The sequence below is a fragment of the Salipiger sp. HF18 genome, from assembly GCF_011806505.1.
Lineage (GTDB): Bacteria > Pseudomonadota > Alphaproteobacteria > Rhodobacterales > Rhodobacteraceae > Salipiger > Salipiger thiooxidans.
Genome location: NZ_JAATOS010000268.1, coordinates 1 through 5,573, shown reverse-complemented (window position 1 = coordinate 5,573; position 5,573 = coordinate 1). Strand labels below are relative to the sequence as shown.

Below are 5,573 nucleotides of genomic sequence, written 5' to 3'. Positions count from 1 at the left end.
CGCACCGGCTTGCGGAGCACCACGAAATCCGCGGTCTCACGACGGGTGCTGCCGAACCCGGTGATCAGCGGCACTGGCAGCGCGGGATAGCGCCGGGCCACCGTCCGTGCGAGGTCGATGCCGTCCATCGGCCCCGGAAAGCGAATGTCCGACACCATCGCGTCGAAGCTCTGCCGGGCCAGCCGGTCCAGCGCCTCGTCCGCCTGAAGGCAGATGGTCACCTGGACGCCGAGCAGCCCCAGCGCCTCGGGCAGCGTGTGGCGTGTGGCGGAACTGCGGATCGTCCTCGACCACCAGCACCTTGAGACCGCGCAGGTCGTCTTCGGGGTAGGTCTCGGCCCCCGCCTCCGCCGCCATGGCATCGACGCGGGGCAACAGCAGCTCGACTTCGGTGCCGTCTTCGGGGACCGAGTGCAGCACCATGCTGCCAACCGAGCGGCGCACGAAGGAAACGACCATCGAGAGGCCAAGCCTGGTGCCGCCGTCGGCGGCACCATCGCGGCGAAGTCGCCTCGGAAGCGTGCCAGCGGGATGCCAGGGAACGGCCAACCGCTCAGCAGCGCCAAAGCCGCCAGCGCCACCGCGAGCCCCGCGCAGATCCGGGCCCGGCGCCCGCCCCGCGGATAGGACGCTCTCGCGGTATCGTCTGACGAACGCGCGCGCCGCTCGGTCGGGATCCGGGGCGCTGCCGCCTTCGCTCAGGTCCCGACCAGGTCTTAGACCAGATCGGCGAGGTCCCTGAGCTTGGTCGACTTGCGCACCCGCCGTTGCGCCAGCTGCAGCCCGTTGGCAAAAAGCGGCGAGTTCACGATCTCGGCCCGCCCGTTGATGATCACGACGGGGAGTGCATCCCAGCGGTCGCGGATCCGGTGCAGCGTGCTGATAGCCTCGCCGTTGTTCATCACGACATCGAGGAAGACGAAATCGAAGGCTCCGTCCTCGGCGATGAGAATTTCCAGCGCTTCATCAGCGTTCCGCGCGGTCATGACATCGTGCCCGATGGCCGTCATACCGTTGCTGAACGCTTCGCTGTATTCGAAATCGTCATCGGCGATCAGAAGTCGCGCCAGTCACGATCCTCCGGTAGTTGTGACGGCCACACCATGTGTTACGTTTCCTGTTACGACAGGATGTCAACGGGATGGTGGTATGTCCGACTTCGAAGACGATCGCGGTGGCGGCGAGGCGACCGAGCGCATTCCGATCGTCGCAATCGGAACGTCGGCGGGCGGGCTCAACCCGCTGGAGGCGTTTTTCACCAATGCGCCCGACAGTCTCGGCTGGTGCTACATCATCATCCAGCACCTGTCGCCGGACTACCGCCCGGTCATGGACGAGTTGCTGGCGCGCAAGACCCATCTCAAGATCCGCCATATCGAGGACGGGCTGCCGATCACGCCCGACACCATCTACCTCAACCGCCCCAACACCGGCTCGGTGGTCGAGGCCGACGTCTTCCGCACCTTCACCTATAGCAAGGCCGACCAGGTCCCGCACCTGCCCATCGACAGCATGTTGGCCTCGCTGGCCTCGCGCGGGGGCGAGAAGACCGCCGCGGTGATCCTCTCGGGCTCGGGCAGCGACGGCTCGAACGGGGCACAGATCCTGCACGCCGCGGGCGGCGCGCTGCTGGTGCAGACCCCGCAGGAGGCCGACTTCCCGTCGATGCCGCGCACCATCCTGTCGCTGGGCATCCACGACCGCATCGCCGACGCGGCGGACATCCCCAACGCGATTCGCGACATCTTCACCACCGGCCAGCGCACCGCGCCGCACATCGGCACCGGGCTCGACCAATCGCTGAACCAGTCGATCCTCGAGCTTCTGGAAAAGCAGCACGACCTCGACTTCGGCTCCTACAAGGAGACCAACCTCCTGCGCCGCATCACCCGCCGCCAGCACCTGCGGGGGATCGACGACCCATCGCAATACCTCGAGCTGCTGCGCAATTCAGCGGAAGCGGTGGACGAGCTCTACCAGGACCTGCTGATCGGCGGGACCGAGTTCTACCGCGACCCCGAGGCCATCTCGATCCTGCGCGACGAGGTCATCCAGCCGATGATCGAGAGCTCGCAGTCCGACGAGCCGTTGCGAATCTGGGTGGCGGGCTGCGCCAGTGGCGAAGAGGCCTATACCATCGGCATCGAGATGACCGAGGCGCTGCAGGCGGCCGGCGACCTGCGCGGCTTCCGCATCATCGCGACCGACGTGCACCGCCATTCGATCGACTTCGCCTCGGCCGGCGCCTACTCGGCGGACGCGGTGCATAAGATCCCCGAGCCGCTGCGGCGGAAGTATTTCGACCGGCGCGCCAACGTCTACACGGTCGTGCCCTCGCTGCGGCAGAAGATCATCTTCTCGGTGCATGACGCGCTGAAAGATCCGCCCTTCCTCGACCTCGACCTCGTGTCCTGCCGCAACCTGCTGACCTACCTGCGCGAAGAGGCGCAGGCACGGGTGATCTCGATGTTCCTCTTCGGGCTGAAGAAGCATGGCGTGCTGTTCCTCGGACCGTCCGAGACGCTGGGCCATTTCGGCGAGGAGTTCGACACGATCAACCCGCGCTGGCGGCTGTTTCGCAAGGCCTCGGGCCGGCGCGTCTTCGACCGGACCATGCTGCCGAACCGGCTCAGCCGCCGGGCCACGGGGCGTATGCCGGCCAATGACGACCACGCCCCCGTGCCCCGGTCGCGGATGTCGCCGGTGCTGCGCGAGTTCGCCGACATGCGCGGGCGCGAGGCGCTGTTCCGCTCCTACGACCTGCTGCTCAAGAACTACGCGCCCTCGTCCTTTCTCGTGACCTCCGAGGGCGAGGTGCTGAGCTGGTTCGGCGCCGCCAGTGCCTTTGTCGACACCCGCAGCGACCTCACCGAATGGTCGGTCGAGCACATCCTGCACCGCGACCTGCATTTCGTGATCGACGTGGCGCTCGAAAAGCTGCGCGCCGGCGATTTCGAGGTGTTCTCGCGCCGGTTCGACGTCGACATGGGCAAGGACGTGGCGCAGCCGGTGACCCTGACCTTCGAGCCGCTCGACAAGGTCAACAAGCCGCGCCTCATGCTGATCCGCCTGCGGCTCGAGGCCGAGGCCGACGACGTGCCGCAGGACTACGGCGGCGACGCCGAGGGCATCAACTCGGAAGACGCGATGGTGCTCTCCAAGCGCGTGCACGAGCTGGAACGCGACCTGCGGCTGACCGAGGAGACCCTGCAGCACGTCACCGAGCGACTCGGGGCCAGCGGCGAAGAGCTTCAGGCCTCGAACGCGGAGCTGCAGGCATCGAACGAGGAACTGCAGAGCTCGAACGAGGAGCTGCACGCGGTGAACAAGGAACTCGTCGCCGTCGGCGCCGAGCACGAGCGCAAGATTCTCGACCTCTCCTCGCTGAACAATGAGACGGAGCACCTGTTCCAGATCCTCAGGCTCGGCCTGATCGTGGTGAATGACGAGATGCTGGTGAAGCGGTTCAGCGGGCTGGGGGCCCAGCGGTTCTCGCTCGAGCCGCATGACATCAACCGAAAGCTCAGCGTCATCGGCCCGCGCTTCGACTTCATCGACCTGCCCGAGGCGGTGGAGCGGGTGCTGCTCGACCTCGAGCCGATCAGCGCGCAGGGGGTGTTCGAGAACGAGCCGCTGTCGGTCGAGATCCAGCCGATCATCGAAGAGGGCCGCTCGGGCAAGGCCACGGGCGCCTTCATCATCTTCCGTCCCCACGTTTCCGACCAGGAGGAGGGCAGCCTCTGACGGCTGCCCGGCCACCGCAGCGGGGGCGCGAGCGGGGTCGACGCCTGCCCTTCGCATGCCCGGTGTGACGACGTGCGTCCTGCATCCGCGCCGGACGATCCGCGCGGTGATCAGACACAACTCACCCGAAGGGTGTCTTGCTTTGTCTAAGTGGGAAACTGTGACCCGGATGTGCTGACGCCTCTGCGCCTGCAACCCTCTTCGGGTAAATGGTGCGGTCGAGAAGACTCGAACTTCCACGGGAGTTACCCCACAGCGACCTCAACGCTGCGCGTCTACCAATTCCGCCACGACCGCACTGTCTTGACTTGGTGAAGCGCTCTCTACAAAAGCCCGCCGGGGAAGAAAAGAGGGAAATCACATCCCGCCGAAGATTTTTTCCGCTCGCCCCGAAAAGCGACGCGGCGGCCCCTTGCGACGCCGCCGCGCGATGTCCCGGAAGCTGACCCGGATCAGTCGGCGAGCTTGAACACCGGCACCGCCGAGGCCTGCGTGACCTTGGGTGCATCCTGCCCGGCAAGCCCGCTGTTGCCGCCCAGCATCATCGACGCCTTGCGCAGCAGCCCCGCCCGCTCGGGCTGGCCCGGGCCGAAGACCGGGGTCGCACCGGCGTCGAGCGCCGACAGCGCCTGGTCGTACCAGCTCACCGCGAGGTCCGAGCGCTGGCTGGCGCCGAAACCCTGGCTCAGGTGGTGGCCCAGAAGCTCGGCATAGGGCCCCTTGCCCAGCGCGACGAGCATCAGCGCAGCCCCCATGGCGGTGCCCATGTCATCGGTCTTGTAGCCCGAGGCGAGGCAGATCTGCGCCGTCTTCTCGAGCTGCGCCGGGGTCATGCCGGTCGACAGCACAAACTGGCCCACGCTCGCCAGCACCTGGTCACGCGGCTGCAGCGAGACAGAGGCCACCTGCTCCTTGAGCAGCGCGCCGAAGGTGCCGCACTGCTCGGCGATCTGCTGCGGCGAGGATTCGGCCACCTGCGACATCAGCGTCTCGCCCGCCGCGATGGCATAGGTGCGGGTCAGGCACAGCTGCTCTCCCAGCGCCGCCGCCGGGTCGGTGAGCGTGTCGGCAGTGATATAACCGCCGTTGGTCGAGGTCACGAGGTTCACGCTGTTGCAATGCGAGGCCAGCGAGGCCTCGACCGGGGCCGCGCCGCCGAAGAAATTCGGCAGGGCGGGCGCCGCGTTCACGGCGGCGGTCGTCGCGGGCACCGCCGGCGTGGCCGAGGGCACCGGCATCGCCGCCATCTGCGGCCCAGGATCGCGCGGGATCGCCTGCGGCACCGGCATCGCGGGGGCTGCGGCGGTGGTGGTGTTGCTGCCGGTCTTGGCGCAGGTGCCGCGCTGGCAGGTGAACATCGCCGGCGTCACGTTGAAGGCCTGGAAGTCGTTGCGCTCGTAGCCGTCGGGGGTCGAGGCGAAGACCCGCACCATGCAGCTCTGGGCGCTGCACCAGAAGGCCGAGCCGGTGACCGAGGTGTCGATGATGTAATCGGTCTGGCCATCACCGTTGATGTCGGAAAGCTGGATGAAACCGTGGCGCTGCACCAGCTGCTCGGCGGTGGGGTCCGAACTCTTGGCGATCTCGTTCACCGCCGCGGCGACGACGCTCGGCAGCCCGTAGTGCCCGCCGATCGACGAGGTCGCGGTGGTGCCACCGCCGTTCACCTGCTCGTCGCGGTAGGCCACCAGCAGCCCCTTCACCCCGAGCGGGTTCGAGGCGATGAGCTGCGACGTGGCGGGGCCGCCCGCCCGCGCGCGGTGGGAGGAGCCGATCAGGGAGGCGCGCTCGTACTGGGGGGGCTGCCCGGGCGGGGGGTAGCCCCTGCG

General features: G+C 67.6%; 4 protein-coding genes and 1 tRNA gene. 1 reads left to right on the top strand and 4 read right to left on the bottom strand.

Going from position 1 to position 5,573, the window contains the following annotated elements; translation table 11 throughout:
* The coding region (locus HC022_RS29880; protein ID WP_368484693.1) for a response regulator at positions 1 to 221 on the bottom strand (221 nt) is incomplete at its 3' end.
* 495 nt (positions 222 to 716) lie between these two features.
* Positions 717 to 1,055: a response regulator gene (locus HC022_RS18040; RefSeq protein WP_368484694.1), complete on the bottom strand. Its 339-nt coding sequence runs from the start codon at positions 1,053 to 1,055 to the stop codon at positions 717 to 719.
* Between the two features lie 94 nt (positions 1,056 to 1,149).
* Here HC022_RS18040 and HC022_RS18035 point away from each other — a divergent pair, with 94 nt between their 5' ends.
* Positions 1,150 to 3,744: a CheR family methyltransferase gene (locus tag HC022_RS18035; protein ID WP_167453356.1), complete on the top strand. Its 2,595-nt coding sequence runs from the start codon at positions 1,150 to 1,152 to the stop codon at positions 3,742 to 3,744.
* Positions 3,745 to 3,954: 210 nt separating this feature from the next.
* On the opposite strand, the gene HC022_RS18030 is transcribed toward HC022_RS18035, so the two are convergent.
* Together HC022_RS18030 and HC022_RS18025 are read right to left on the bottom strand one after the other, a co-directional pair.
* Positions 3,955 to 4,041 (bottom strand) — tRNA-Leu (locus tag HC022_RS18030).
* Between the two features lie 155 nt (positions 4,042 to 4,196).
* Positions 4,197 to 5,573, bottom strand: a 1,377-nt coding sequence (locus HC022_RS18025) for a peptidoglycan-binding protein (protein ID WP_167453355.1), incomplete at its 5' end; no start/stop codon positions are given.

Bases quoted from the DNA above. Each gene is read 5' to 3' on its own strand.
- HC022_RS18035 (WP_167453356.1), top strand. From the start codon at position 1,150: ATGTCCGACTTCGAAGACGATCGCGGTGGCGGCGAGGCGACCGAGCGC.